30 protein-coding genes are annotated in these 23276 nt (G+C 74.0%); 14 read left to right on the top strand and 16 right to left on the bottom strand.

The features are described 5' to 3' along the window. The 4 genes from BLU55_RS18055 to BLU55_RS18040 all read left to right on the top strand — a co-directional run bounded on the left by BLU55_RS18055 (nt 1) and on the right by BLU55_RS18040 (nt 2347). Nucleotides 1-189, top strand: coding sequence for a DUF6104 family protein (locus BLU55_RS18055; RefSeq protein WP_091732609.1), 189 nt, complete (start codon nt 1-3; stop codon nt 187-189). A gap of 15 nt (nt 190-204) precedes the next feature. Further along, nucleotides 205-945: an AAA family ATPase gene (locus BLU55_RS18050; protein WP_231916947.1), complete on the top strand. Its 741-nt coding sequence runs from the start codon at nt 205-207 to the stop codon at nt 943-945. 127 nt (nt 946-1072) lie between these two features. Further along, nucleotides 1073-1702, top strand: a complete 630-nt coding sequence (locus BLU55_RS18045; RefSeq protein WP_091732607.1) for a hypothetical protein — start codon at nt 1073-1075, stop codon at nt 1700-1702. 6 nt (nt 1703-1708) lie between these two features. After that, nucleotides 1709-2347 (top strand): acetoacetate decarboxylase family protein, encoded by a 639-nt coding sequence (locus BLU55_RS18040; protein WP_091732605.1) that lies wholly within the window; start codon nt 1709-1711, stop codon nt 2345-2347. Here the strand turns inward: BLU55_RS18040 and BLU55_RS18035 are convergent. From BLU55_RS18035 to BLU55_RS18025, 3 genes are read right to left on the bottom strand one after another with little or no spacing between them, the layout of a single operon-like run. Continuing rightward, nucleotides 2344-2556, bottom strand: coding sequence for a hypothetical protein (locus BLU55_RS18035; protein WP_091734225.1), 213 nt, complete (start codon nt 2554-2556; stop codon nt 2344-2346). The genes BLU55_RS18040 and BLU55_RS18035 overlap by 4 nt on opposite strands. A 59-nt stretch (nt 2557-2615) precedes the next feature. Next, the gene (locus BLU55_RS18030) at nt 2616-3734 is read right to left on the bottom strand and encodes a fatty acid desaturase family protein (RefSeq protein WP_091732602.1); all 1119 of its coding nucleotides are present in this window, start codon (nt 3732-3734) and stop codon (nt 2616-2618) included. Between the two features lie 50 nt (nt 3735-3784). After that, nucleotides 3785-4876 (bottom strand): flavin reductase family protein, encoded by a 1092-nt coding sequence (locus BLU55_RS18025; protein WP_091732600.1) that lies wholly within the window; start codon nt 4874-4876, stop codon nt 3785-3787. 170 nt (nt 4877-5046) lie between these two features. Here BLU55_RS18025 and BLU55_RS18020 point away from each other — a divergent pair, with 170 nt between their 5' ends. Beyond that, nucleotides 5047-6294, top strand: coding sequence for a metal-dependent hydrolase family protein (locus tag BLU55_RS18020; RefSeq protein WP_091732596.1), 1248 nt, complete (start codon nt 5047-5049; stop codon nt 6292-6294). A gap of 11 nt (nt 6295-6305) precedes the next feature. After that, on the top strand, nt 6306-7034 hold the full coding sequence (locus tag BLU55_RS18015; RefSeq protein WP_091732593.1) for a TetR family transcriptional regulator: 729 nt from the start codon (nt 6306-6308) through the stop codon (nt 7032-7034). On the opposite strand, the gene BLU55_RS18010 is transcribed toward BLU55_RS18015, so the two are convergent. The 4 genes from BLU55_RS18010 to BLU55_RS17995 form a co-directional block, all read right to left on the bottom strand. Beyond that, entirely contained in the window at nt 7006-7713 is a 708-nt protein-coding gene (locus BLU55_RS18010; protein WP_091732590.1) for an SDR family oxidoreductase, read from the bottom strand. The two genes, BLU55_RS18015 and BLU55_RS18010, sit on opposite strands and share 29 nt — an antisense overlap. Beyond that, nucleotides 7710-8678 (bottom strand): zinc-binding dehydrogenase, encoded by a 969-nt coding sequence (locus BLU55_RS18005; protein ID WP_091732588.1) that lies wholly within the window; start codon nt 8676-8678, stop codon nt 7710-7712. Before BLU55_RS18005 ends, BLU55_RS18010 begins: the two co-directional genes overlap by 4 nt. A gap of 20 nt (nt 8679-8698) precedes the next feature. Then, a complete protein-coding gene (locus BLU55_RS18000; protein WP_091732585.1) occupies nt 8699-9943 on the bottom strand; it encodes an NAD(P)-dependent malic enzyme in 1245 nt (414 codons plus the stop codon). A 158-nt stretch (nt 9944-10101) separates the two neighbouring features. After that, on the bottom strand, nt 10102-10425 hold the full coding sequence (locus tag BLU55_RS17995; protein ID WP_231916946.1) for a S24 family peptidase: 324 nt from the start codon (nt 10423-10425) through the stop codon (nt 10102-10104). A gap of 123 nt (nt 10426-10548) precedes the next feature. Between BLU55_RS17995 and sodN the strand changes: the two genes are divergently transcribed. The 3 genes from sodN to BLU55_RS17980 all read left to right on the top strand — a co-directional run bounded on the left by sodN (nt 10549) and on the right by BLU55_RS17980 (nt 12372). Continuing rightward, the gene (gene sodN / locus BLU55_RS17990; RefSeq protein ID WP_091732579.1) at nt 10549-10950 is read left to right on the top strand and encodes a superoxide dismutase, Ni; all 402 of its coding nucleotides are present in this window, start codon (nt 10549-10551) and stop codon (nt 10948-10950) included. A gap of 222 nt (nt 10951-11172) precedes the next feature. Continuing rightward, complete coding sequence (locus BLU55_RS17985) at nt 11173-11553, top strand: ATP-binding protein (protein WP_091734222.1); 381 nt, start codon at nt 11173-11175, stop codon at nt 11551-11553. Nucleotides 11554-11556: 3 nt separating this feature from the next. After that, nucleotides 11557-12372, top strand: a complete 816-nt coding sequence (locus BLU55_RS17980; protein WP_231916945.1) for an RNA polymerase sigma factor SigF — start codon at nt 11557-11559, stop codon at nt 12370-12372. 58 nt (nt 12373-12430) lie between these two features. On the opposite strand, the gene BLU55_RS17975 is transcribed toward BLU55_RS17980, so the two are convergent. Further along, the gene (locus tag BLU55_RS17975) at nt 12431-12838 is read right to left on the bottom strand and encodes a hypothetical protein (protein WP_091732577.1); all 408 of its coding nucleotides are present in this window, start codon (nt 12836-12838) and stop codon (nt 12431-12433) included. A gap of 198 nt (nt 12839-13036) precedes the next feature. On the opposite strand from BLU55_RS17975, the gene BLU55_RS17970 reads away from it, so the two are divergent. After that, a complete protein-coding gene (locus BLU55_RS17970; protein WP_091732574.1) occupies nt 13037-13288 on the top strand; it encodes a WhiB family transcriptional regulator in 252 nt (83 codons plus the stop codon). A gap of 34 nt (nt 13289-13322) precedes the next feature. Here BLU55_RS17970 and BLU55_RS17965 read toward each other — a convergent pair whose 3' ends face one another. Continuing rightward, entirely contained in the window at nt 13323-14828 is a 1506-nt protein-coding gene (locus BLU55_RS17965; RefSeq protein WP_091734218.1) for a sensor histidine kinase, read from the bottom strand. 55 nt (nt 14829-14883) lie between these two features. On the opposite strand from BLU55_RS17965, the gene BLU55_RS17960 reads away from it, so the two are divergent. Together BLU55_RS17960 and BLU55_RS17955 are read left to right on the top strand one after the other, a co-directional pair. Continuing rightward, a complete protein-coding gene (locus tag BLU55_RS17960) occupies nt 14884-16584 on the top strand; it encodes an acetolactate synthase (RefSeq protein ID WP_091732572.1) in 1701 nt (566 codons plus the stop codon). Nucleotides 16585-16596: 12 nt separating this feature from the next. Then, nucleotides 16597-17091 carry a GNAT family N-acetyltransferase gene (locus BLU55_RS17955; RefSeq protein ID WP_091732570.1) on the top strand — a complete coding sequence of 165 codons (495 nt, stop codon included), beginning with the start codon at nt 16597-16599 and terminating at the stop codon, nt 17089-17091. A 94-nt stretch (nt 17092-17185) separates the two neighbouring features. Here BLU55_RS17955 and BLU55_RS17950 read toward each other — a convergent pair whose 3' ends face one another. From BLU55_RS17950 to BLU55_RS17925, 7 genes are all read right to left on the bottom strand, one after another. After that, complete coding sequence (locus tag BLU55_RS17950; protein ID WP_091732567.1) at nt 17186-17563, bottom strand: thioesterase family protein; 378 nt, start codon at nt 17561-17563, stop codon at nt 17186-17188. After that, a complete protein-coding gene (locus tag BLU55_RS17945; protein WP_091732564.1) occupies nt 17560-18069 on the bottom strand; it encodes a DUF6882 domain-containing protein in 510 nt (169 codons plus the stop codon). The genes BLU55_RS17950 and BLU55_RS17945 overlap by 4 nt, the downstream gene beginning before the upstream one ends. A gap of 81 nt (nt 18070-18150) precedes the next feature. Beyond that, on the bottom strand, nt 18151-18225 hold the full coding sequence (locus tag BLU55_RS20170; RefSeq protein ID WP_369759046.1) for a 50S ribosomal protein bL37: 75 nt from the start codon (nt 18223-18225) through the stop codon (nt 18151-18153). 83 nt (nt 18226-18308) lie between these two features. Next, the gene (gene rsrA / locus BLU55_RS17940; protein ID WP_091732562.1) at nt 18309-18617 is read right to left on the bottom strand and encodes a mycothiol system anti-sigma-R factor; all 309 of its coding nucleotides are present in this window, start codon (nt 18615-18617) and stop codon (nt 18309-18311) included. Beyond that, nucleotides 18614-19297 carry a sigma-70 family RNA polymerase sigma factor gene (locus BLU55_RS17935; protein WP_091732559.1) on the bottom strand — a complete coding sequence of 228 codons (684 nt, stop codon included), beginning with the start codon at nt 19295-19297 and terminating at the stop codon, nt 18614-18616. The genes rsrA and BLU55_RS17935 overlap by 4 nt, the downstream gene beginning before the upstream one ends. 141 nt (nt 19298-19438) lie before the next feature. Further along, nucleotides 19439-20080, bottom strand: coding sequence for an alpha/beta hydrolase family protein (locus tag BLU55_RS17930; protein ID WP_091732556.1), 642 nt, complete (start codon nt 20078-20080; stop codon nt 19439-19441). Beyond that, nucleotides 20080-20877, bottom strand: coding sequence for an SOS response-associated peptidase (locus tag BLU55_RS17925; protein WP_091732554.1), 798 nt, complete (start codon nt 20875-20877; stop codon nt 20080-20082). Before BLU55_RS17925 ends, BLU55_RS17930 begins: the two co-directional genes overlap by 1 nt. A 224-nt stretch (nt 20878-21101) precedes the next feature. Between BLU55_RS17925 and BLU55_RS17920 the strand changes: the two genes are divergently transcribed. Together BLU55_RS17920 and BLU55_RS17915 are read left to right on the top strand one after the other, a co-directional pair. Further along, complete coding sequence (locus tag BLU55_RS17920) at nt 21102-22679, top strand: sigma-70 family RNA polymerase sigma factor (protein ID WP_091732551.1); 1578 nt, start codon at nt 21102-21104, stop codon at nt 22677-22679. Nucleotides 22680-22726: 47 nt separating this feature from the next. Continuing rightward, nucleotides 22727-23260 (top strand): DoxX family membrane protein, encoded by a 534-nt coding sequence (locus BLU55_RS17915; protein WP_091732549.1) that lies wholly within the window; start codon nt 22727-22729, stop codon nt 23258-23260. Nucleotides 23261-23276 lie beyond the last annotated feature (16 nt).

The raw sequence follows: 23276 nt of genomic DNA, 5'->3' as shown, positions 1-23276 counted from the left end.
GTGTACTTCACCGACCGTGGGATCGAGGAGCTGCAGAAGCGTCGCGGTGACGAGGAGGTCACCCTCGACTGGGTGGCCGAGCGGCTGCAGGAGTTCGTGGACCTGCACCCCGACTTCGAGACGCCCGTCGAGCGCCTGGCCACCTGGCTGGCGCGGCTCGACGACCCCGACGACGACACCCTCGACTGAGCCGGGCCGGTAGGCGTGGTCGAGCGGACCCTGCTGGGTCGCGGGGCCGACCACCGGCCGGTGCTGCGGTTCGAGCCCAACGGCCACGCCGACGGCACCTGGCCCGCGGGCCTGCCGGCGGTCGACCAGGTGCTGCGGGACGGTTTCGAGGTCACGCCCGGCGTGACGCTGCTCCTCGGGGAGAACGGCGCCGGCAAGTCCACCCTGGTGGAGGCCTTCGCGCTGGGCTTCGGCCTCTCGGCCGAGGGCGGCAGCACCCACGCCCGACACTCCACCCGGGCGACCGAGTCGTCGCTGCACCGGTGGCTGCAGCTGCGCCGCGGGATCGGCGGCAGCCGCTGGGGCTTCTTCCTGCGCGCCGAGTCCATGCACGGCTTCTACAGCTACCTCGAGGACAACCCGGGCCGCGCCGACCCCCGCTTCCACGAGATGAGCCACGGCGAGTCCTTCCTGGCCGTCCTCCGCACCCGCTTCGACTCCCCCGGCTTCTACTGCCTCGACGAGCCCGAGGCCGCGCTGTCCTTCAGCGGCCAGCTCGCGCTCCTCGGCGCCATGCACGACCTCGCCCGCGCCGGCGCCCAGCTGGTGTGCGCGACCCACTCGCCCCTGCTCGCGGCCCTCCCCGGCGCCCGGCTGCTCGAGGTCGGCCCCTGGGGGATCCGGCCCACGACGTACGACGACCTCGAGCTCGTCGACCACTGGCGCCGCTACCTCGAGGACCCCCGGCGCTACCTGCGCCACGTGCTCGACGACTGAGCCGCCGGCCGGTCGCACGACACGGGGTGGGACACGGGCCCCGAACGGCCCCCACGGCGACCCGTTCGTGGTCTGATCCGTGCGACGACCGGCGGCACGGGCCGCCGGCCCACCTCCTGGAGCGACGATGCGCACACCGCTGCTGGCCTGTCTCGGGCTCGCCCTCACCTCGGCCCTCACCGTCACGGCCGCCGGCCCCGTGCAGGCGAGGAGCACGACCAGCACCGACCCGACGGGCGACGTCCGCACCTTCGTCCTGGACGAGACCGCGGAGGACGGCCCGATCGCCGACTCGCCGTCCGACACCAGCGAGGGCGACGTGGTCTCCTCGACGCTGAGCCACACCAGGCGCAGCGTCCGCGTCCGGATCTCCTACGCCGAGCTGACCTCGACGCCGGACTCGCACGGGTGGTACTTCGAGTTCCGCGGCAGCAACGGCCAGAAGCGGGTCGTCGAGGTCGCCACCCAGGGCGGTCAGACCAAGGGCTACGCGAGGATGTACCGCAAGGGCAACGGCCGCCAGGTCTGCAAGCGCGCCATCGGCCGCACGGTCAGCTACCGCGACGACGACGTGCTGGTGACCTTCCCGCGGCGCTGCATGGAGACGCCCGCGCAGGTGCGCATGTCCAACGTCGGCTACTGGATCGAGGACTCCGGCAGCGACACCGTGACCTTCTACTACGACGACCCGCTGCGCGAGGGCGGCTCGGCGGACGACTCCGCCACGACGTTCACCCCCTGGGTCAAGCGCGGCTGAGCCCCCGTGACGGGTGACCACGCGGCGTACCCCGCGAGTCCGTGGCTGCTGCACGGACAGCTGTGGCTCTCGCTGTTCGGCGTGCGACGCGGCGAGGACCCGGCGCGCCCGGACCGGCCCGCGGGGCTGTACGGCGTCGCGCTGGTCTCCTACGAGACGCCCAGCCCGCTGGTGTACGGCGAGCTGCTGGTCGCCCGCGCGGCGGCCGGTCGGGCCCAGGTCACCGAGATCTGGGTCGACTCGCCGGCCTCGCGGGCGGGCGGGCGCGACCTGTGGGCGATCCCCAAGGAGCTCGCCGAGCTCGAGCAGGAGCACCCGCCCGGGGCGACCTCGTGGTCGGTCCGCACCGAGGCGTCGCCGGTGGCGTCGGCGCGGTTCACCGCGCCCCGCGTCGCCGGGCCCCGGGTGCCGTTCGGCTTCCGCACCCAGCAGCTGCGCGAGGACGGCACGCTGGTGGTGACGCCCGTCCGGGGCACCGCGCGGGTGGCACCGGTGCGCGCCACCTGGGGGCCGCCCGCCGGCGAGGTCGCGCACGACCCCGCGCCCAGCTGGGGAGACGACCGGGGACCGCTGGCCTGGCTGGCAGGCAAGCGGCCCCTGGTGTCGCTGCGGGCGACGGACTTCGTGATGCGGTTCGGGCGCTAGTCGCCCCGGCCGTCCGCGTCCTCGAGCGCCCGGCGCGCGGAGTCGCGGATCTCGAAGATCTCGGTCGCGAAGCCACCCAGCGCGCGGGCGACGTCACCGACGGCGCCGGTGAGGATCGTGGTCACGTGGCCGACAGCCTGGGCGGCCGCGGTCACGCCGTCCTGCAGCGCGTCCTTGCGGATCTCCGCCTTGCTCAGCTCGTCAGCCACGTGGACCACTCCTCACCGGTCGTCGTGCAGGCCCCGTCCAGGGTCCCACGGCTCGGACCTCAGGCCGCCAGCCGGGCGTCGACCACGGCGTCGGGCTCGGGCTGCTGCTTCGCGCGCCGCGGCGGCAGCGCCATCCGGCAGATCTTCCTGGCCACGCTGCCCAGCTGGCGGTGCAGCGGCCCGGTGTTGTAGTCCAGGCCGTAGCGCTCGCAGATCTCGCGGATCTCCTCGGCGATCTGCGGGTAGCGCCGGGCCGGGATGTCCGGGAACAGGTGGTGCTCGATCTGGTGCGAGAGGTTGCCGCTCATCAGGTGCATCAGCTTGGAGCCGCTGATGTTGGCCGAGCCGAGGAGCTGGCGGTAGTACCAGTGCCCGCGCGACTCGCCCTCGCACTCCTCCTCGGTGAAGGTGGCCACGCCGGCCGGGAAGTGGCCGCAGAAGATGATGTTGAAGGCCCAGACGTTGCGGACCAGGTTGGCCGTCGCGTTGCCCGCCAGCGTCAGCGGGAACAGCGGGCCGGTCAGGGCCGGGAACAGCAGGTAGTCCTTGAGCGCCTGCTTCTTGACCTTCTTCATGATCCCGGCGTGCAGCGCCTTGTTCTCGGAGATCTTGCGCTTGCCGGCGACGATGTTCTCCACCTCGAGGTCGTGCATCGCCACGCCCCACTCGAAGAACGTCATCAGCAGGAACGCGTAGAGCGGGTTGCCGAGGTAGTACGGGTGCCACTTCTGGTCCTCGTCCATGCGCAGGATCCCGTAGCCGATGTCGCGGTCCTTGCCGAGGATGTTGGTGAAGGTGTGGTGGATGTAGTTGTGGCTGTACTTCCACTGCTCGCTGGGGCACACGTTGTCCCACTCGTACATCCGCGAGGACAGGCCGGGGTCGCCCATCCAGTCGTACTGGCCGTGCATCACGTTGTGGCCGATCTCCATGTTGTCGAGGATCTTGGAGATCGAGAGCGAGGCCACGGCGAGCGGCCAGGCCGGCGGGAGGTACATCAGCGCGCGGCCGGCGACCTCGAACTGGCGCTGCTTCTTCACGATGCCGCGGATGTACGCCGCGTCCTCCTCGCCGAGGTCGGCGATGACGCGCTGGCGGATGGCGTCGAGCTCCTCGCCGAACGCCTCCAGCTGCTCGGGGGTCAGCTTGTCCCTGGTCTGGGTGCGGTCCTGGGTCATGTCGTTGGTCCTTCCGCTCGTGGTGTCGCGGGTGTGGTGGTCGGGGTGGCTCAGAGGTCGACGACGACGTCGCCGACGGGGGCGGAGACGCACACGCGGATCTCCTCGTCGGGCAGCGAGGACTCCTCGCCGGTCAGCACGTTGCGCACGGTGCCCTCGCACTTGCGGGCGGTGCAGGAGAAGCAGATGCCCATCCGGCAGCCGAACTCCGGGGTGAGGCCGGCGGCCTCCGCCTGCTCGAGGATCGAGTCGCCGGTGTTGGCGGCCTGGGCGCCGGAGCGCTCGAAGACGACCTCGCCCCCGGCGGTCCCGCTGGCACCGCGCGCACCGAGCTTGAAGAACTCGGTCCGCAGCCGCGGGGACCCGTCGTACGCCGCGGAGACCAGCTCCATCATCGGCGCCGGGCCGCAGGCCCAGGTGTCGGTGCGCTCGAAGTCGGGGACCAGGCGGCGCAGCGCCGCCTCGGTGAAGGTGTCCTCGCCGTAGCGCAGGTGCACCGAGACGTGGTTGTCGCCCCAGGCGATGCGCTGCAGCTCCTCGGCGAAGATCTGGTCCTCGGCGCTGCGGGCGTAGTGCAGGAACGTCACCTTGCGGTTGGCGCGGCCGTCGTACCCGTCGCGCAGCAGCGTCCGCACGTGCGACATCGCGGGCGTGATGCCCGAGCCGCCGGTGATGTAGAGCAGGTGGTTGTTGCTCGGCGTCGCCGGGCTCTCGTGGAGGGTGAACTCGCCCTCCGCCTGGCTCAGGTGGACCGTGAGGCCGGGCTGCGCCTCGTGGACGAGGTACTTGCTGACCAGGCCCTCGGCGTGGGCGCGCACGGTGATCGTGAACTCCTCCCCCGGGCCGGACTCGGCCGAGGAGATGGAGAAGATGCGGGTGGTGCGTCGGGCGCCGGGGACCTCGATGCCGACCTGGACGTACTGGCCGGCGCGGTGGCCGCGCCAGGTGCGGGTGGGCTGGAGCCGCACGGTGGCGACCGGGTGCTCGCCGGAGGTCTCGCGGACCACCTCGACGACCCGGGCGCGGACCTCGGTGGCGGCCCACATCGGGTTCACCAGCTCCAGGTAGCGGTCGACCCCGTGCGGCGAGGTGAGCGCGCCGAGGATCTTGGAGCCGAGCACGCGTTCGGTCAGCGGTGCCATGGGTTCTCCTCCTCTTGGGTGAACATCTGTGCACTCAATGCTGGTGGGTGGCTCCCGGAGGGTCAAGGAGATCGACGGGTGACGCCGGACACGACCGCCGTGTGGCGGGCTCCCGCAAGCGGGACGCGCGAGCAGCGTCACACCGCCGCGGTGGGGCTAGGGTCGACCGGGTGACACGCATCCTCTTCTCGGGCGGACAGGTGTACGACGGGACGACCGCGCCGGCAGCCCCCGGTGACGTGGTCGTCGAGGACGGCCGCGTCGTGGAGGTCGGCACCGACCTGGACGGCGACGAGGTCGTCGACTGCACGGGCGGCTTCGTCTCCCCCGGCTTCTTCGACTGCCACGTCCACGTGACCCTCGACGCCCCCAGCGTCATGCAGATCATCGAGACGCCCTTCAGCCTGCAGTTCTACGCCGCGGCCGCCAACCTGGCGGCGACCCTCGCGACCGGCGTCACCACGGTGCGCGACGCCGGCGGGGCCGACCTCGGGATCCGGACGGCGGTCGAGCGCGGCCTGGTCGCCGGGCCGCGGATGCAGCTGTCGATCATCATGCTCAGCCAGACCGGCGGCCACGGCGACGACTGGGGCGTGTGCGGCGGCGACGTGCCGTTCTTCGTGCCGCACCCCGGCCGCCCCAGCGGTGTCGTCGACGGTCCCGACGAGGTGCGGCGCCGGGTCCGCGAGATCATCCGGGCCGGCGCCGACGTCATCAAGGTGGCCACGACCGGCGGGGTGCTCTCCCCCCACGACGACCCCCGCCACGCCCACTTCCGCGACGACGAGATCGCCGTCATGGTGGCCGAGGCCACGGCCGCCGGGATCAGCGTGATGGCCCACGCCCAGGGCGCGGAGGGCATCAAGGCGGCCGTGCGCAACGGCGTCCGGTCGATCGAGCACGGCATCTTCCTCGACGACGAGGCCATCGACCTGATGCTCGAGCGCGACGCCTGGCTGGTGCCCACGCTGCACGCCCCCCGGGCCGTCATCCGCGCCGCGGAGGCCGGCCTGCCGCTGCCCGCCGCGGTGGTGGCCAAGGCGCACGACGTGTCGCTCGCCCACGCCGACAGCGTCCGCCGCGCCCACGAGGCCGGGGTCCGGATCGCCATGGGCACCGACTGCGGCGTCGGCCCCCACGGCACCAACCTCGAGGAGCTCGGCCTCATGGTCGACGCGGGCCTGTCCCCGCTCGCGGCGCTGCACGCCACGACCGGGTCGGCGGCCGAGCTGCTCGGCGTACGACGGGACCGCGGGACGCTCGAGCCGGGCGCGCGGGCCGACCTCGTCGTGGTCGACGGCGACCCCGGCGACGTGTCCGGCCTGCGCGAGCGGGTGCGCTCGGTGCACCTCGACGGACGCCGGGTCGACGACCGGATGCCCCCGCGCGACGTCCGGCCCGCCGCCCCGGACGAGTAGGCTGCTGGCCCATGGAACCGCCCGCCACCGCTCCGGTCTCGGGGAGCGCGCGCCCGGGGGGCAGGGACGTCCCCGCCCAGACGCGCGGCGAGCGCAAGGAGCGCACCCGCCGGGCCATCATGGACGCCGCCCTGGTGCTCTGCGAGGACAGCAGCCTGGTCGCCCTCTCGCTGCGGCAGGTGGCCAAGGAGGTCGGCATCGTGCCGACCGCGTTCTACCGCCACTTCGCCTCGATCGAGGACCTCGGGCTGGCGCTGGTCGAGGACTCGTTCGCCTCGCTGCGCGCGATGCTGCGCGACGTGCGCCGCACCGACCCCGACTACACCGACATCATCGACAGCTCGATCACGGTGCTGGTCGAGCACTGCCGCTCGCGGCGCGCCCACTTCGCCTTCATCGCCCGCGAGCGCAGCGCCGGGCCGCCCGCGGTGCGCTCGGCGATCCTGCACCAGATCGAGCTGGTCGAGCGCGAGCTGGCCACCGACCTGGCCCGCCTCACCGACCCCGACTTCTGGTCGACCGAGGACCTCGGCGTGCTGGCCAACCTCATCGTCACGCTGCTGGTGGGCACGACCGAGGCGATCCTCGGCGCCCGTCCGGACGCCGAGGAGGTGATCGCCGAGCGTGCCCGCACGCAGCTGCGGATGCTGCTGGTCGGCTCGCTGCGCTGGCGGTCCTCCGAGCACGAGGAGAGCCGCCGGCACGCCGCGGTCACCCCGATGCGGCCGGGCCGGGGCTGACGGTCACGTCGGGGATGGTGGCGTCGGCCGGCAGGTCGAGCGCGTGCACGACCGCCGCCGCCACGGTCGCGGGCTGGATCCACGCGGACGGGTCGTAGTCGCGCCCCTCCTGGGCGTGCACCTGCTCCTGCATCGGCGTCGCCGTCCGGCCGGGGTAGACCGTGGTCACCCGGACGCCGTGCGCGGCCTCCTCCTGGCGCAGCGCGTCGGCGAGCGCCCGCAGGCCGAACTTCGACGCGGCGTACGCCGCCCAGTCGGGGTTGGCGCGCAGGCCGGCCCCGGAGTTGACGAACACCACGGTGCCGCGGGCCGCGCGCAGGGCCGGCAGCGCCACCCGGGTGAGCTCGGCGGGGGCGAGCAGGTTGACGTCGAGCTGGGAGCGCCAGGCACCGGCGGAGAGGTGCCCGACCGGACCGAGCTCGACCACCCCGGCGGCGTGCACCACCGAGTCGAGAGGGCCGGTCAGGTCGAGCGTGGCCAGCGAGGCCACGTCGGCGAGGTCGGCCACCAGGGTCCGGGCGCCCGGGAAGTCGGTGGCGAGGTCCTCGGCCCGGGAGGCGTCGCGGGCCAGCAGCACCAGCTCGTCGCCGCGCTCCAGGAGCACCCGCGCGACGGCGCCGCCGATCCCGGAGCCGGCGCCCGTCACCAGGTGGGTGCGCCGGTCCTCGGCCGCCTTCATCGGGTGAAGACGACCTTGCCGAACAGGTCGCCGCCGGCCATGGCGGCGAAGCCGTCGGCGGCCTGCTCCATGGGCAGCACGCGGTCGACGAGCGGCACCGTGCCGGTGGAGTCGAGCAGCGAGACCAGGCTGGCCAGCTCGGTGCGGGTGCCCATGGTCGAGCCGACGACGCGCAGCTGAAGGAAGAAGATGCGGGTCAGCTCGGCGTCGTCGAGCTGGGGGCCCGAGGTGGTGCCGGAGGTGACCAGGGTGCCCCCGGGCCGCAGCGCGCGGATGGAGTGCGACCACGTGGCGCGGCCGACGGTCTCGATGACGCCGTCGACCTTGACGGGCAGCCGGGCGCCGGACTCGAAGACCTCGTGGGCGCCGAGCTCGAGCGCCTTGGCCCGCTTGGCCTCGTCGCGGCTGGTGGCGAGCACGCGCAGGCCACCGGCCCGGGCGAGCACGATCGCGGCGGTGGCCACGCCACCGCCCGCGCCCTGGACGAGCACGGTGTCGCCGGCACGGAAGCCGCCCTGGGTGAAGAGCATCCGGTAGGCCGTGAGCCACGCGGTCGGCAGGCAGGCGGCCTGCTCGAACGACAGCGAAGCCGGCTTGGGCACCACGTTGCGCCGCGGCACGGCGACCTTGTCGGCGAAGGTGCCCTGGTGGCGCTCGCTCAGCAGCGACCGCTTCGGGTCGAAGGTCTCGTCACCGCTCCACGACGGGTCGCTGATGACGGCGTGGACGACCACGTCGTTGCCGTCCTCGTCGACCCCGGCCGCGTCGCAGCCCAGGATCATGGGCAGCGCCTCCTCGCGCAGGCCGACGCCGCGCAGCGACCACAGGTCGTGGTGGTTGAGCGAGGCGGCCTTCACGGTGACCGTGGTCCACCCGTCGGGGACCTCGGGATCGGGTCGCTCCCCGACCACCAGGCCGGACAGCGGGTCGTCGGAGGAGAAGGACTCGGCGTAGACGGCGAACATGGCCCGACCCTAGCGGCCGGTCACCGACGCGCCACCCCGTCCGCCCGGGCCGCGGCGGCGACCGCGGCGGCGACGGCCGGACCCACGCGCGGGTCGAAGGGCGAGGGGATGACGAGGTCCTCGCGGGCCTCGTCGGCCACCAGCGCCGCCAGCGCGTCGGCCGCGGCCAGCTTCATGCCCTCGGTGATCGCGGTGGCCCGCGCGTCGAAGGCGCCGCGGAAGATGCCGGGGAACGCCAGCACGTTGTTGATCTGGTTGGGGAAGTCCGAGCGGCCGGTCGCCACCACCCGGGCGTGGCGGTGCGCGACGTCGGGGTGGACCTCCGGGGTGGGGTTGGCCAGGCCGAAGACGATGGCGTCGGCGGCCATCGTGGCGACGACCTCCTCGGGGACCGTGCCGCCCGACAGGCCGATGAAGACGTCGGCACCGTCCATGACGTCGGCCAGCGCGCCGGTGCGGCCGGTGCGGTCGGCCGTCAGCTGGGCCAGCGCCCGCTTGGAGTCGTTGAGGTCCTCGCGGTCGCCGTGCAGCACGCCCTTGCGGTCGGTGACGGCGATGTCGGACAGGCCGGCGGCGAGCAGGATCTTGGTGACCGCGACTCCGGCCGCGCCGGCCCCGGAGACCACCACCCGGGTGGTCTCGGCCAGGCGACCGGTCAGCCGCAGCGCGTTCTCGAGCGCCGCCAGCACCACCACGGCCGTGCCGTGCTGGTCGTCGTGGAAGACCGGGATCGAGAGGCGCTGCTTGAGCCGGTCCTCGATCTCGAAGCAGCGGGGGGCGGAGATGTCCTCGAGGTTGATGCCGCCGAAGCTCGGCGCCATCCGCACCACGGTCTCGACGATCTCGTCGACGTCGACGGTGTCGAGGCAGATCGGGACGCCGTCCACGCCCCCGAACTGCTTGAACAGCACGGCCTTGCCCTCCATCACGGGCATCGCGGCCCGGGGTCCGATGTCGCCCAGGCCCAGCACCGCGGTGCCGTCGGTGACGATCGCGACCGTGTTCGGCACCCAGGTGTAGTCGTCGGCCAGGGCGGCGTCCTCGGCGATGGCCTGGCAGACCCGGGCCACGCCGGGCGTGTAGGCCATCGACAGCTCGTCGGGACCGTCGAGCGCGACCCGCGAGGTGATCTCCATCTTGCCGCCGACGTGGAGCGCGAAGACGGGGTCGGCCGCGCGGGCCGAGGCGCCGGCGTCGGCGGGCGCCGGCTCGGGGGCCGGGGCGGTGCCGGGGGTCACGGTGGTGGGGGTGGAGTCGGGAGCCATGGGAGACAGAACCGTCCTGGGAGGGTCGGGAGAGAGGGGCGGCTCGACGCCGGCCGGTGTGAGGCCGCGGAGCCGCTGGGCGTGGGGGGTGACCCGTCGACATCCTCACACAGGGGCGTCCGGGGAGGAACGCCCACCGCGACGATGTGACCCGCGCCTCAGCGGCCGGCGGCGGGATCCGACAGGCGGCCGGGCCGGGGCCACAGGCGCAGCCGCACGGTGGCGAGGACCGCGTCGTCGGCGACCGCGCCTGCCGACCACGAGTCCCGTCCCTCGACCGGGTTGTCGCGGCCCACCCACCAGCCGTCGTGGTCGTGGTGCTCGAGGCGCTTGACCGCCACCACGCCGTCGGCGAAGCGCACCATGGCGACGTCGCCGCGACGCGGGGGCGCGGCGTACCGCACCAGGAGGCGGTCGCCCTCGTGCAGCGTCGGCTCCATCGAGCGACCCCTCACCAGGGCCATGCCCCAGCGACGATTCAAAGCCTTCTCCTCCGGGTACCTCGTGCCTCGACGCCCGCCGTCCGGAGTAGTGTCGCAAGCCAGGCCGCCGACGCCGTCACGGCGCCCCGGCCCACCACGTCCCACGTGAGAGGAACACACCGCATGCTGAAGCACCTGTTCGCCCCGACCATCGAGGTCTCCGCCCACTGCGATCTCCCCTGCGGCGTGTACGACCCCGCCCAGGCCCGCATCGAGGCCGAGTCGATCAAGGCCGTCATCAAGAAGGTCGCCGACAACGACGACCCCGACTTCCGCACCCGCGCGATCCTCATCAAGGAGCAGCGCTCCGAGCTGGTCAAGCACCACCTGTGGGTGCTGTGGACCGACTACTTCAAGCCCCCGCACTTCGAGAAGTACCCCCAGCTGCACCAGCTCGTGAACGAGGCCACCAAGCTGGCCGGCGCGAGCGGCACCAAGGGCGAGCTCGACGAGGCCGTGGCCGACCAGCTGCTGGCCAAGATCGACGAGATCGCCGAGATCTTCTGGGAGACGAAGAAGGCCTGAGCGCAGCGAAGGGCTTCTCGTCCCGAGGAAGCGCTGAGCCCGCGAAGCGCTGACGCACGGAAGGCCCGAGCAGCTCGTCCACGGCCCCCGGTCCACCGACCGGGGGCCGTGGTGCGTCCGGGGTCCCCTGGGCCACGCCCGGACATTTCGAACCCCGCACGTCTCGGTTCGTCTCGGACTAGGGTGACGAGCACCAGCGTCGTCACCCCGGAGGGCCCCACCGTGAGCAACCGTCCCGACGTCGAGCTCCGCCTCCCGGCCGAGAGCGCCTACGTCGCTGTGCTCCGCATGACCACGGCCGGCCTCGCCGCCCGTCTGGACTTCACCCTCGACGACATCGAGGACCTGCGGATGGCCGTGGGCGAGGCCTGCGCGCTGGTCCTCGAGCACGCCTCGGCCCGCGGCGACCTGCGGGCGAGCTTCGACCTCAGCGACGGCTCGATCCGGGTCTCGATCTCGGCCGACTCCGAGCCCGGGTCCGAGCCCGACTCCGATAGCTTCGGGTGGCAGGTGCTCACCGCGCTCACCAGCGACGTGCGCACGCACCGCGAGGGTGCCCTGCTGTGGGTGTCGTTCACCGTCCGCTCGAGCATCACGGCCTGAGGCGTGTCATCGCTCGGGGGGCGCTCCGGTGGCACCTGGCGTCTCCCCCAGCTCTCCAGCGCCGAGACCAAGGTCCGCAGCCACGCCCTGTTCGCCCGGATGCACGCCGACGGCGTGGAGGCGCTCGACCAGCGCCGCTGCCGCGAGGACCTGGTCCGGCTGCACCTGCCGCTCGTCGAGCACTGCGCCCGGCGCTTCCTCAACCGCGGCGAGCCGCTCGAGGACCTCGTGCAGGTCGGCACCATCGGGCTGATCAAGGCCGTCGACCGCTTCGACGACGACCGCGGGGTCGAGTTCTCGACGTACGCCACCCCGACGATCATCGGCGAAATCAAGCGCCACTTCCGTGACAAGGGGTGGGCGATCCGGGTGCCGCGGCGGCTCCAGGAGCTGCGGATGTCGATCAGCAGCGCCACCGCCCAGCTGTCCCAGGACCTCGGCCGCTCCCCCACGCCCGGCGAGATCGCCGAGAAGCTCGGGGTCGAGGTCGAGGACGTCCTCGAGGGCCTGGAGTCGGCCAACGCCTACGCCACCATCTCGCTCGACGCGGGCGAGGAGGGCGAGGACTCGGCCGGCAGCATGCTCGCCCAGCTCGGCGAGGACGACGAGGCGCTGGCCCACGTCGAGATCCGCGAGTCCATCAAGCCCCTCATCGAGACCCTGCCGGCCCGCGAGCGCCGCATCCTGCTGCTGCGCTTCTTCGGCGGCATGACCCAGTCGCAGATCGCCCAGGAGATCGGGGTCTCCCAGATGCACGTCTCCCGCCTGCTCAACCGCACCCTGGAGCAGCTGCGCACCGAGATGCGCGAGGTCGGCTAGCCGCTGGACGGGCGCCCGACCCCCGCGCGTCCAGCCCCTGCGCGTCCAGCCCGCGCGCTCAGCCCTCGCGCTCGGCGCGGGCGGTCTCCAGCGCGTCGATCGAGCGCGGGTGCAGCAGCCCGGCGAGCACCACGGCGGCGGTGACCACCAGGGCCACGCTCAGCGGCCAGGTCTCGCGCAGGTTCCACGCCAGGCCGAGCCAGACCAGCTGCGCCAGCAGCACGGGTCCGCGCGACCACGGCCGGACCTGCCGCATGCCCCAGGCGCACGCCACCAGGGTCAGGCCGTACGCCGCGAAGAACAGCGTGGTGGTCAGCCCCAGCACCACCCGCTCGCGGTCGAGCGAGAACAGCTCGACCACGGCTCCCAGGGTGACCAGCAGGCCCTGGACGAAGGTCATCCCCGCAGCCGCGACGAGCGGCGTGGGAGCAGCCGGGACGCGCGGGTCCTGGGGGTCGGAGCTCATGGGTCGAGCCTATTCCTCGGCCTCCTGTGACCCACGCGACCAGGGTGGGGGGTTGTGCTGGGGCAACGAAGTTGCAACGATCTTGCTTGTGCGTCCGTTCACGACCTGACCGACGTGCCGCCCCCGACCTCCCCATCACCGTTGGCCGGGACATCTGAGTGGGCTCGTTCCACTAGTACCCGGAGGATTCCCTCACCCATGGATTGGCGTCACCGTTCCGCGTGCCTCGAAGAGGACCCGGAACTGTTCTTCCCGATCGGCAACACCGGCCCCGCGATCATGCAGATCGAGGAGGCCAAGCAGGTGTGCCGTCGCTGCGACGTGCGCGAGCAGTGCCTCGCGTGGGCGCTCGAGGCGGGGCAGGACCACGGCGTGTGGGGCGGCCTCAGCGAGGACGAGCGCCGCGCGCTCAAGCGTCGCAACGCCCGGTCGCGGGTCCGCACCGCCTGACGGGCCCGGCCCGGCCTGACCGCCACCTGATCGCCTAGCGCACCGCCACCGGCTCCACCGACGGCACGTCGACGACCACCCGCGTGCCCGGTCCGTCGACCCGCGAGCCGAGCTCGATGGTCCCGCCGAGCTCCCCGACCAGCGTCGCCACGATCGACAGGCCGAGGCTGGCCGACGACTCGAGCGCGAACCCCTCCGGCAGGCCCACGCCGTCGTCCTCGACGACCAGGCGCAGGGCCGCGCCCTCGCGGCGGCACGCCACCTCGACCCGGCCGGCCGCGCTGGGCCCGGGGCCCGGGGAGGCACCTCCGCCGAAGGCGTGCTCGACGGCGTTCTGGAGCAGCTCGGTGAACACCATGGCCAGCGGGGTCGCGGCCTCGGAGCCGATCGGGCCGAACGAGCCCGTCCGCCGCGTCGAGATCGCGGCTCCCGCGGAGCCGACGTCGGTGACCAGCCGCGTCAGCCGGTCGGCGACGTCGTCGAAGTCGACCGACTCGTCGAAGCCCTGGCTCAGGGTCTCGTGGACGACCGCGATCGCACCGACGCGACGCACGGCCTCCTCGAGCGCCACCCGGCCCTCGGGCACCCGGATGCGTCGCGCCTGGAGCCGCAGCAGGGCGGCCACCGTCTGCAGGTTGTTCTTCACCCGGTGGTGGATCTCGCGGATCGTGGCGTCCTTGGTGACCAGCTCGCGGTCGCGGCGGCGCAGCTCGGTCACGTCGCGCAGCAGCACCAGCGCCCCCGTCGGCTCGCCCTCGGGACGCAGCGGGATCGAGCGCGCGATCACCGTCGCCTGACCGTTGCCCAGCTCGGTGTCGCGGGGCCGGCGGCCGCCCAGCACCGCGCTGATGCTCTCCTCGTCGGGCCGCATCGCTGGCGGCACCAGCTCGCGGGTCACCCCCGCCAGCGACTTGCCGGCGAGGTCGCCGGTCAGCCCCAGCCGGCGGTAGACCGAGAGCGCGTTGGGGCTGGCGTAGGTCACCGCGCCGGCGACGTCGACCCGGATGAAGCCGTCGCCCACCCGTGGGGTGTCGGCGTGGTCGGAGCGGTCGCCGGGGAAGGGGAAGCCCCCGCGGGCGATCATCTGCGACAGCTCGCTGGCCGTCTGGAGGTAGGACAGCTCGAGCCGGCTCGGGGTGCGGACCCCCTGCAGGTTGGTGTGGCGACCGACCACGGCGATCAGGCGCTCCCCGCGTCGCACCGGGATCGCCTCGGTCCGGACCGGCACGTCGTCGCGCCACTCGGGGTCGCCCTCGCGGGCGATCCGGCCGTCGCGCAGGGCCGCGTCGACCAGCGGCCGGCGGCCGGCGGCGAGGAAGGACCCGACCACGTCGTCGACGTACGCCGTGGGACCGGTGGTGGGCCGCATCTGGGCGCCCGCCCAGAAGCCCGAGCCGTCGGCGGCCGGGAGCCACAGCACGAGGTCGGCGAAGCTCAGGTCGGCGATGATCTGCCAGTCGGCGACGAGCAGCGAGAGCCACTCGACGTCGGCGTCCGACAACGAGGTGTGCTCCCGGGCGAGCACCTGCAGCGACGGCACCGGACCAGGGTAGGACGGCCCCGCGGCGTCGGCTGCGAGGGCTACCCTCACCCGCATGACCCAGGCTCCCGAGCAGTCCGACACCTCGCCCACCGCCGGCGACGACGGCGCCGTCGAGGCCCACTCCGGCGCCCACGCGGTCGAGGTGGCCCGCTCCCACGGCGTCGAGACGATGTTCACGCTCTCGGGCGCCCACGTGTTCCCGATGTACGACGGCGCCGTGAAGGCCGACCCGCCGATGCGGCTGCTCGACGTGCGCCACGAGCAGACGGCCGCCTTCGCCGCCGAGGCCACGGGCAAGCTGACCCGGGTGCCCGGCCTGGCGGTGCTCACCGCCGGACCGGGCGTCACCAACGGCGTCAGCGCCATCGCCCAGGCGCAGTTCAACGGCTCGCCGCTGGTGGTCGTGGGCGGCCGCGCCCCCGCCAACCGCTGGGGCAGCGGCTCGCTCCAGGAGCTCGACCAGCCCCCGATCCTGGCCCCGGTCTCGAAGTCGGCGCGCACCCTGCACACCGCGGCCGAGGTGCCCGGCGGGATCGACGAGGCGTTCACGCTGGCCGGCTCCTCCCACCGCGGCCCGGTCTTCGTCGACGTGCCGATGGACGCCTTCTTCGACACCACCTCGGCCGTGCGGCCGGCGGTCGGCCCCCGCGCCCGCCAGGAGCCGGAGGCCGAGGCGCTGACCCGGATCGCCCGGCTGCTGGGCGAGGCCCGGCGCCCGGTGCTGGTGCTCGGCACCGACGTGTGGGCCGACGGCGCCGAGGAGGCGGCGCTGCGGCTGGTCGAGGAGGTCGGCCTGCCCTGCATCACCAACGGCATGGGCCGCGGCGTGGTCCCCGGCGGCCACCCGCTGCTCGTGACCAAGGCCCGCGGCGCCGCCTTCACCGGCGCCGACCTGGTCGTGGTGGTCGGCACGCCGCTGGACTTCCGGCTCGGCTACGGCGTCTTCGGCGGCAAGGACGGCGCCACCCCCGCCCGGGTGGTGCACGTCGCCGACTCGCAGGCCCAGCTGAGCGGCCACGCCGAGCTCGCCGACGCGGCGCACGGCGACCTGACGCTGGCGCTCGACGGCCTGCGCGAGGGTGTCGCGGCGCTGCCCCACCGGCCCGACTGGTCGGGCTGGGTCACCGACCTGCAGGGCACCGTCAAGGCGGCCGCCGAGCGCGACGCCGCGCTGCTCTCCGCCGAGGCCGACCCGATCCACCCGGCCCGCATCTACGGCGAGCTGGTGCCGCGCCTGGCCGAGGACTCCGTGGTCATCGGCGACGGCGGCGACTTCGTCTCCTTCGCCGGCAAGTACGTCGAGCCGAAGCGGCCCGGCGGCTGGCTGGACCCCGGGCCCTACGGCTGCCTCGGCGCCGGCCTCGGCTCGGCCATCGCGGCCCGGCTGGCCCGGCCCTCGGCGCAGGTCGTGCTGCTGCTCGGCGACGGCGCCGCCGGGATGTCGCTGATGGACGTCGACACCCTGGTCCGCCACGACCTGCCGGTCGTCATGGTCTGCGGCAACAACTCCGCCTGGGGCCTGGAGAAGGGCCCGATGCAGATGCTCTACGGCTACGACGTGGTGGCCGACCTGGCGCCGCGGACCCGCTACGACCAGGTGGTCACGGCGCTGGGCGGCGGGGGCGAGACCGTCACCGACCCGCGTCAGATCGGCCCGGCCCTCGACCGGGCCTTCGCCTCGGGCATCCCCTACCTGGTCAACGTGATCACCGACGTCGACGCGGCGTACCCCCGCGCCACGTTCGGCATCTGACGTCGGCGACCGGTGGCGGGGACCGAGGTCGGGCGCGCGCGGGCCGACGAGCTGGCGGCGGTCGGCCGGCTCACGGTCGCGGCGTACACCGACGGGTTCGTCGACGCGGACGACCCCTACGTCGACCGGCTGGCCGACACGGCCGGCCGCGCCGCGGGCGCCGAGCTGTGGGTGGCCCGCGCCGACGGCGAGGTGCTGGGCTCGGTGACCTACTGCCCGGCCGGCTCGGCGTACCGCGAGATCGCCCGGGAGGGCGAGGGCGAGTTCCGGATGCTCGCGGTCGCGGCGGCGGCTCGCGGGCGCGGCGTCGCCCGGCTGCTGGTCGAGCGCTGCGTCGAGCGGACCCGCGAGGAGGGCTGCACCGGCCTGCGGATCTCCACGATGGCCACCATGCACGACGCCCACCGCCTCTACGAGCGCCTGGGCTTCACCCGCAGCCCCGCCGACGACTGGTCCCCCGTGCCCGGCGTCCGGTTGCTGGCCTACGCGCTCGAGCTGGCCCGCTGATCACCCGGACGTCCGGGTAATCGTCTGCTGGACGTCTGTTGCAACAGCCGTCAGGTGACCGGAAAGGACGTCCAGTCGCCCGCCGGCCGGCGTGTCAGCCGAGTCGCGCGAGGAACTTCTGGGCGTCGACGACCACCCGGGTGACCTCGCCGGAGGCCACCAGCCGCTGCCCCTCGCGGGCGGCGACGCTGAGCCGGACGAGCCGGCCGTCGACGTGCACCACGGTGGCGCTCAGCTCGATCGCCGCCCCCACCGCGGAGGGCCGCTGGTGCTCCAGGGCGACCCGGGTGCCGACGCTGGTCTCCCCGGCGTCCAGGGCCGGCTCCAGGGCCGCACAGGTGGCCGCCTCGCACCACGCCAGCAGCACCGGGGTGCCGAGCACCGGCAGGCTGCCGGACCCGACCGCGGCGGCGGTGTCGGCCTCGCCGACGGTGCGCTCCAGGACGGCCCGCAGGTCGGTGGTGAGCCTCACGGGAGCCGGACCTCGAAGTCCTCGACGACGCCGTCGGCGAACTCGATGCGGACCTCGCCAAAGACGACGTAGCTGGTCAGCGGGCCCTCGGTCGGGTGGAAGAAGCCGGTGCAGCCGCCGACCCGGTAGGCCAGCGCGACCAGGTCGCGCACGCGGGTCTCGTCGAGCCGCAGCGGGGAGGCAGTGAGGGCGAAGACGTCGTGCTCCGCGCCGTACGCCCGCACCCGCTCGGCGACCTCGCACAGCGGCGCCAGGATCGACTCGTTGTCCCAGGCCCACACGAAGCTGCCTGCCTCGCTGTTCCACGACCCGAGGATCTGGGCGTCGGCGGAGACGGTGTGCTGCTCGAACGTCCACACGAGGCGGCCCTCGCGCTGGTCCAGCGACCAGCCGGTGGCGCTGCTCATGCCCCAGCGGGCGTCGTGCACCGCGATGCTCTCGGCGATCATGTCGTGCCCCTGCAGCAGCGCGGTGCCGAGGTCGAGGGTGGGGTCCGGGGGCGTCATGGGTCCATCATCTCGGCAACGCAAGAGCCCCGGACCGACGGGTCCGGGGCTCGAGGGTGGCGCTCGGTGACTGAGCGGTGCTCAGGCGTTGGGGCGCTTGCCGTGGTTCGCGCCCTTCTTCTTGCGAGCGCGGCGCTTGCGGCCGGTCTTGCCCATGGGTCCTCCTGTTGGTCAGTCCCGTGAGGTGCCGGGAACGGCGTACATCCTCGCAGGCCGGGGCCGTCGAGGCGAATCGGCCCTCACTCGCTGCGGGTGATCTCCACCTGGACCTCGCGGATCGAGAACATCACGCGCTGGCGCAGGCCCTCGGGCGCCTGCTCGGAGCAGGACCGCGCGACCAGGGTCTTGACGGTGCGCTCGAGGTCGTAGCGCGCCAGGCACGGTCCGCACTCCTCGAGGTGGTGCTCGATCTGGGCGCAGTCGGCCTGGTCGAGCTCGTTGTCGAGGAAGAAGAAGACGCGGCCGAGGACCTCGGAGCAGTCCTTGCCGTCCACACCCTCGAGGGAGGAGGCGCCGGTCGTGCCCTCACGGGGCTGCTGGGTGCTCATCGCGCGCCTCCCGTGGCCTCGACCTTGGCGTCCACCGTGGCGTCGGGCAGCAGGTCGTTCTCGCGGACGTACTCGGTCAGCATCTGGCGCAGCTGACGACGGCCTCGGTGCAGCCGCGACATCACGGTGCCGATGGGGGTCTGCATGATCTCCGCGATCTCCTTGTAGGGGAACCCCTCCACGTCGGCGAGGTAGACCGCCAACCGGAAGTCCTCGGGGAGGTTCTGCAGGGCCGTCTTGACGTCGGAGTCGGGCAGGTGCTCCAGCGCCTCCATCTCGGCCGACTTCAGGCCGGAGGAGGAGTGGGACTCGGCCCGGGCCAGCTGCCAGTCCTCGACGTCCTCGGTCATGGACTGCTGCGGCTGGCGCTGCTTCTTGCGGTAGGTGTTGATGAAGGTGTTGGTGAGGATCCGGTAGAGCCACGCCTTCAGGTTGGTGCCCGGGCGGAACTGGTGGAAGTTGCCGTAGGCCTTGGCGAAGGTCTCCTGCACCAGGTCCTCGGCGTCGGCGGGGTTGCGCGTCATGCGCATCGCCGCGGAGTAGAGCTGGTCGAGGAACGGCAGCGCGTCGGTCTCGAAGCGCAGCTGGCGGGCGGCCTCGGACTCGGTCGCGACGTCGACGGGCTCGGGAGCCTCGTCGAGGTCGACGAGCGAGGAGGGGGTGGTCTCAGGGGTGGTCATCGCGTTCCAGCCTACCGGGACGGCGCGGAACGGGGACGGCTCGACGGATCGCTCCAGATCGGGCCACTCGAGTGCCTGCAGCACGTGGACCCTCCCCTCTCGGTCAGGTGTGAAGTCTCGGACGAGGGGTACAACCGCGGGCTAGTGCTGAGGATTCCCGACCACGTCACGCACGATCCACTCCAGCGTCGCCTCCAGGACCAGGTCGAGGGCGTCGGCCTGGCTGAGCGGCGCCGAGCGGCGCACCTTCAGCGAGTGGTCGCCGTCGGGGACGGTCACCAGGGCGACGTCGTCGGGGAACTCCTCGGGGGTCCCGAACGGGTCCCGCTCGCCCTGGACGACCAGGGTCCGGACCCGCGCCCCGAGCAGCTCGTCGAGGCGCGACTTCTCGGGCCGGCCCGGTGGGTGCAGCGGGAAGGCCAGGGCCAGCACGGCCCGGGCGCCGACCTCGCGCCCGATGCGGCAGGCCGAGCGGGCACCCGCGCTGCGGCCACCGAGGACCAGCGGCGAACGGGTGCGCAGGCCGTCGAGCACCGCGCGGTAGCACTCGTCGATCGCGGGCGGCGGCGGCGCCATCCGACCCGCGGCCCGCCAGGGCATCTCCACGAGCGTCACCGACACGTCCTGCTGCGGCAGCGTGCGGGCCAGCCGCACCAGGTCGGGCGCGTCGATCCCGCCGCCCGCCCCGTGGGTGAGCACGAGCGTCGCCAGCGGTCGCTTCGCGCGGCGCACGACCAGCCGGGCGTCGCCCCGGGGGGTCGGGACGAGCCGCTCGGTCGGCATCAGCCGTGCTCGCGGGGGTAGAGCGGGGCGTCGTCGGGCAGGTCCTCCAGCGGGAGCGGCTCCACCAGCTCCGGGCCGTTGTTGCGCACCGAGGAGACCATCGTGGAGACCGGGAACGCCTCGAGCCGGCCGGGCGCCGCGGGCTCCAGGAGGCCGAGCAGCTCGTCGCGGTCGTGGCGGCGGGGGTCGAGCCACGCGTCGAACCGGTCGGGGGTCAGCATCAGCGGCATCCGGTCGTGGATCCGGCCCAGCGAGTCCTCGGCGGCCGTCGTCAGCACCGTGCAGGTCCAGCGGAACCGGGCCGGGTCGTCGTCGGGCAGGTCGGGGTCGCGCCAGATCTCGTAGAGACCGGCCATGGCCAGGACGCCGCCGTCCGCCGGCCGGATGAAGTAGGGCTGCTTGCGCGGCTTGCCGGCCTTGGTCAGCGCCTGGGTGGCGTACCACTCGTAGTAGCCGTCGGCCGGGACCAGCGCCCGGCGCCGCTCGAAGGCCCGCCGGAAGGCCGGCTTCTCGGCCACGGTCTCGACCCGCGCGTTGATCATGCGGCTGCCGATCGAGGGGTCCTTGGCCCAGAACGGCACCAGCCCCCAGGTCAGCGCCCGCAGCTGCCGCTCGGGGACCGCTGCCTCGTCCTTCTCGCCGTCGGCGTCGCGCGGCGGCCGGTCCACGACGGCGTACACCTCCTTGGTGGGGGCGACGTTCCAGTCGGGCTCGAGCCGCGGCACCTCGGTCGCGGTGACGTCGAACTCCTCGACCAGGTCCTCGGGTCGTCGGCTGGAGGCGTAGCGACCACACATGCGTGCACGGTATCGCCCCGGACGCCGCACGGCCCTCCCCCGGACCGACGGCCGCCGGTGGGGCGCACCGGCGGCCGTCGACCCTCCCTCCGCGTGCCGAACCCAGGTCGGCACACGTGCAGGAGACGTCACCGGCGCCCGTCCGTGACGCGGTTCGGGGCGGCTGCCCGACGCGGCCGGGACCGGCTGGGTTGGAGCCCCCCGCGGCGGGGCACTGTGCACCCATGGCCACCGCGGACGGCAGGACGAGGGAGCGGGCGGACGCCGACCTGGCGGACCGCGAGCTCGTGGGCCGGGTCCGGGCCGGCGACACCGAGGCCTTCGGCGTGCTCTTCGCCCGCCACGTCGACGCCGCCCGCCGGCTCGCCGGCGTGCTGGTGCCGGGGCCCGACGCGGACGACCTGGTCTCCGAGGCGTTCACCAGGACGCTGGCCGCGACGTCGTCGGGCGGGGGTCCGGACGAGGCGTTCCGCGCCTACCTGCTCACGGCCGTGCGGCGCCTCCACGTCGACCGGATCCGCCGGCAGCGCCGCCTCACCACCAGCCCCGACATGACCGAGCACGACCCGGGGGTCCCGTTCGTCGACCCGGCGGTCGCCGACTTCGAGGGCGGCACGGCGGCACGCGCCTTCGCCTCGCTGCCCGAGCGCTGGCAGCTGGTGCTGTGGCACCTGGAGGTGGAGAACAGCAAGCCGGCGGAGGTGGCCCCGCTGCTCGGCGTCAGCCCCAACACGGTCTCGGCCATCGCCTACCGGGCGCGCGAGGGCCTGCGCCAGGCGTTCGTGACGATGCACGGCCACGACGACGAGGAGGTGCCCGAGGGCTGCCGCACGGCCCGCGACCTGCTGGGCGGCTACGTGCGGGGCGGGCTGTCGCGGCGCGACACCCGCAAGGTCGAGGACCACCTGCCGACGTGCCGGCCCTGCACCGCGGTGTGGCTCGAGCTCGACGAGGTCAACTCCTCGCTGTCGGGGTTGCTGGCACCGGTCGTGCTCGGCGCGGCCGCTCCGGCGTACGCCGCGGCGGTGGGGGGCGCGAGCGCCGCTGCCGCCACGGCGACCGCGGGCCCGGGCCTGGGCCTGGGCCGGGCGCGGGACGCCGTGACCTCCCACCTGGGGACGGCCGTCGTCGCGTCGGCACTGGTCGTGGGCTGCGTCGCCGTCGTCGTCACCCGCCACCACGACCCGTCCGGCCCGGACGCCGGGGCCACGGCCGCCACCAGCTCCCCGCAGGCCGGCCCCACCGCGCGGCCCTCGCCGAGCCGGGCGGTGCCGGGGACCCCGCAGGGGCCGCGCGGCGCTGCCTCCGGCGCGCCCACGACCACCGCTCCCTCCTCCCCAGCCGCGCCGACCGCTCCCGCACCGACGTCGGACCGCGACCCGGCCGCCGGCACCCGACAGGAGGGCTCCGCGGGTGCGGGCGGCGGCCGGGACGCGGCGTCCGGGACGACCGGCTCCGCAGGCTCGTCGCGGACCCGCGAGGCCGACCTGGGCGTCACCGCGCGGCTGGTCGCGTCGACCACCCCGGGGCGGGCCCGGCTGACGGCGTCGGTGTCGGGCGTGCCGTCGGGCCGGCGCGCGACGGTCACGGTCCGCACCAGCGCCGGTGACCTGAGCCCGGCCGGCCCCGGCTGCACCGGCGGCGGCACCTCGCTGACCTGCTCGGTCACCTCCGCCGGGACGGCCGTGGCCGCGGACGTCGTGGCCGAGGTCGGCGCGGTGGTCACGGTCGCGGTCGCGCCCCCCAGCGGCTGGACCGACCCCGTGGCCGCCGGAAACAGCGTCGAGCTGCGGGTCCCCTGACCCGGACACCGCTGCGTGAGTCGCCGGGGTTGGGGTAAGGATGGGGCATGACTGTCATCCGCCTGATCGCCCGTCCCCTCCTCGCCTCGACCTTCGCGGTCGGCGCGGTCGCCGCGCTCAAGAACGCGCCCGCCCTGGCCGAGAAGTCCAAGCCGGTGATCGACCGGATCGTCCCCGCCATCGACAAGGCCGCCCCCCAGCTGCCGGTCCCGCACGACGCCCTCACCCTGGTGCGGCTCAACGCGGCGGTGCAGCTCGTCGCCGCGCTGCAGCTGGCCCGCGGGCGCGCCCCCCGCGTCTCCTCCGCCGTGCTGGCCGCCTCACTGGCGCCGACCACGGTCGCCGGCCACCCGTTCTGGGAGGAGAAGGACCCGCAGGCCCGCCAGGCCCAGCAGCTGCACTTCTTCAAGAACCTCTCGGTCCTGGGCGGCCTGATCCTCGCCGCGGTCGACACCGAGGGCCAGCCGGGCGTCGCCTACCGCGCCCAGGCCGTGGGCCGCACCGCCCGGCGCGAGGCCAAGCACCTGGCCCGCGAGTCGAAGCTGTCGGCGAAGCTCGCCGCCAAGAGCGTCACGTCCTGACCTCGATAGTCTCGTG

The organism is Nocardioides scoriae, from assembly GCF_900104965.1.
GTDB lineage: Bacteria > Actinomycetota > Actinomycetes > Propionibacteriales > Nocardioidaceae > Marmoricola > Marmoricola scoriae.
This window is presented reverse-complemented; position numbering and strand designations above follow the sequence as displayed.